This is a genomic window from Finegoldia magna (assembly GCF_018371055.1).
GTDB classification, from domain to species: Bacteria; Bacillota; Clostridia; order Tissierellales; family Peptoniphilaceae; genus Finegoldia; species Finegoldia magna_I.
Map to the genome: position 1 here is coordinate 1 of NZ_JAGYZD010000198.1, position 3,171 is coordinate 3,171.

At 29.3% G+C, this 3,171-nt stretch carries 2 protein-coding genes; both read left to right on the plus strand.

Annotation, left to right across the window (positions count from 1 at the left end):
- The first annotated feature begins 30 nt into the window (after positions 1–30).
- On the plus strand, positions 31–1,080 hold the full coding sequence (gene ispG, locus KHW44_RS07830; protein ID WP_304068076.1) for a flavodoxin-dependent (E)-4-hydroxy-3-methylbut-2-enyl-diphosphate synthase: 1,050 nt from the start codon (positions 31–33) through the stop codon (positions 1,078–1,080).
- Positions 1,081–3,171 (plus strand): exonuclease domain-containing protein (locus KHW44_RS07835; RefSeq protein ID WP_304068079.1); only part of this gene is annotated, 2,091 nt, incomplete at its 3' end.

The window sequence follows — 3,171 nt, forward strand, 5'->3', positions numbered from 1 at the left end:
TGGGCCTTTTTAAATTTGAAAGGTGAAGTAATGAAAAGAGAAGATACAAAAAGAATTTATGTAGGAAATGTTGCTGTTGGAAATGGAGCAAGAGTTACAGTTCAATCCATGACTAATACAGATACAAAAGATATAGAAAGTACTGTAAAACAAATTAAAGAATTTGAATCTGTAGGATGTGATATTTCCAGAAGTGCAATTAATGACTTAGAAGATGCGAAGGCGATACCAATTATAAAAAGCATGACAAATATACCATTCGTTGCTGATATTCAATTTCATCACAAATTAGCAATAGCTGCAATTGAAAACGGGTGCGATTGTATTAGAATTAATCCTGGGAATATTGGTGGAATAGATAGAGTCAAAGAAATCGTAGATTGTTGCAAATATCATAAAATTTCCATGAGAATTGGAGTAAATAGTGGATCTGTCAATCAAAAATTCATTGACAAATATCATGGAGTAAATGTGGATTCAATATGTTATAGCTGCCTTGATCAAATAAGAATGATAGAAGATATGGGATTTGACGATATCAAGTTATCATTAAAATCTTCTAATGTTAATATGTCAATAAAAGCTTATGAAAAAATGTCAGAGTTATGTAATTATCCTCTACATGTCGGTATAACAGAAGCAGGTCCTTCTACTAAAGGAATTATCAAATCCAGTGTAGGAATAGGAAGTATTTTGTCAAAAGGAATTGGAGATACTATCAGAGTTTCTTTAACCGGTGATCCTAAAGAAGAAATCATTGTAGGAAGACAAATTTTAATGAGTTTGGGTTTATTAAATGAAGGAATTGAAATAATTTCATGTCCAACATGTGCTAGAACCAAGATTGATTTGATAAGTCTAGTGAATGAAGCTGAAAAAAATTTGGATAAAATAGATAAACACATTAAAGTTGCTATTATGGGTTGCGTTGTAAATGGACCAGGAGAAGCAAAAGAAGCTGATATTGGTATAGCAGGAGGAAATGGAGTAGGCTTAATATTTAAAAAAGGGGAAATTGTACGAAAAGTTAAGGAAGAAGAATTATTAGATGTATTAATCGAAGAGATAGAGAGGTTATAAATGCATTTATTATTCAACGATGTATTAAAGAAAATCGGACTAAAATATGATTCAAAATACCCAATTTATATTGATAAATTGACTTATAATAAAGACAATGATGAGTTAGATTGTTTGATAAACATTCAAAAAGATGAGAGTAAAGACAACTTGGCTGAATTTATACAAAAAGACTTATTAAATTTTATAGCAAAAATTAATATTGATTTTACAGAGTATGAAGATTCAAAAATCAATTTTTCAAAAGAATCTTTAATTAAAATTTTAAAAACAAGTGATTTTTGTGAATATTCTTCTTGTATTGATTTTGAAAGTTCGAATATAGACGAATCAGAAATTACAATTATTTTTAATTTTGAGCAAATAAGGGATAAGTTTATATCAGATAAAAAGGATAATGAGTTAACAAAATTAATAAATAAGACATATAATTTAAGTTATTCTGTCAAATCTGAAATTGTTGAGTTAAAGGATAATGATGATTATAGACAAAATCTTATTGAGTATGATAATTCAATTAGAGAAAAAATAGCAGAATCAATAAAAGATACACCAAAGCAAGACAAAGAAGAAGTTAAAAAAACGGGAATAAAATGTGGTAAAGATATAACCAAGTCTCCAATAAAAATTAAAGAAATAATAGAAAATGAAGACGATACTTGTATCAGAGCTGAAATTATTGATGTAGATGTCAGAAGCATAAAAGATGGAGAAAGTTTTATTATTTCTTTGGATCTAAGGGATGAAAGCGGAGCTGTTTTCGCAAAGAAATTTTTGAAGAAAAAAGAATTTGAAGCATTTGGTGATAAATTAAAATCTGGAGTTTATCTATTATTAACAGGAAGGTTGGAATTTGATAGGTTTACTTCTGGAAAGTCTTTCTCTATAAAACAAATGCAAGAAATTGAGAAACCAGAATCTAGAAAAGATGAATATGAGAAAAAACGTGTCGAATTACACATGTATTCTCAAATGAGCCAACTAGATGGATTTATTGACTTGGATGAATGCTGTAAAACTCTAAAAAAATGGGGACATACAGCGCTAGGTTTAACAGATAAATCTGTAGTTCAAGGTTATCCACAATTGTATGATGCTTGTAGCAAAAATGGACTAAAACCACTCTTTGGTATGGAAGCAAAAATAATAGAAGATGATTTCAGAATAATAACAAATCCTTATAATTCTATGAATTTGCAAGAATTTGTAGTTTTTGATATCGAAACTACTGGATTATCAAATGCAACAGAAAAAATTACGGAAATTGGTGCCGTAAAGATTGTGGGTAATCAAATTGTAGATGAATTTAATCAGTTAATTAACCCTGAAATACCAATACCTGAAAAAATAACAGAATTAACGTCTATAACAAATGAAATGGTAAAAGATATGCCTAAAATAGACGAAGTATTACCTGAGTTTTTAAAGTTTGTCGGTGACTGCACTTTAATAGCACATAATGCAGATTTTGATATGGGATTTATCAAGAAAAATTGTCTTGATTTGGGAATAAATCTTGTAAGAACATATATTGACACACTGGCATTCGCAAGGGCATTGGAACCTCATCTCAAAAATCATAAACTTGATACTTTGACAAAAAAATACAACGTGAATTTATTCAACCATCACAGAGCTTGCGATGATGCAAGAGCAACGGGAGAAGTATTCATTTGTATGGTTAAAGATCTTGAAAAAAGAGAGGTTAAATTTGATATAAATATAAATAAAATGGATTCTGATTGGAGTATTTCTAAAAGAGAATCTCACACTGCGACAATATACGCCCAAAACTTAATTGGATTGAAAAACTTATATAAACTTGTTACTGCTTCTAATTTAAAGTATTTTTACAGAGAAGGCGGAATACCAAAATCTGAATTGAATAAAAGAAGAGAAGGTCTTGTAATTGGATCTGGAAACGAAGATGGAGAATTAATAAAAGCAATACTTGGATTTGAATCAGATGAGAAATTAGATGAAATTATTTCGAGGTATGATTTTTTGGAGGTTCAACCACCACTTTATTATGATGGAGTAAAGTCAAAAAGAATGAGCTTTAACTTAAAGAGTTGTGAAGAATTAACTAGA

Excerpts from the sequence above, each read along its gene's own strand:
- ispG (WP_304068076.1), top strand. The coding sequence starts at position 31 with ATGAAAAGAGAAGATACAAAAAGAATTTATGTAGGAAATGTTGCTGTT.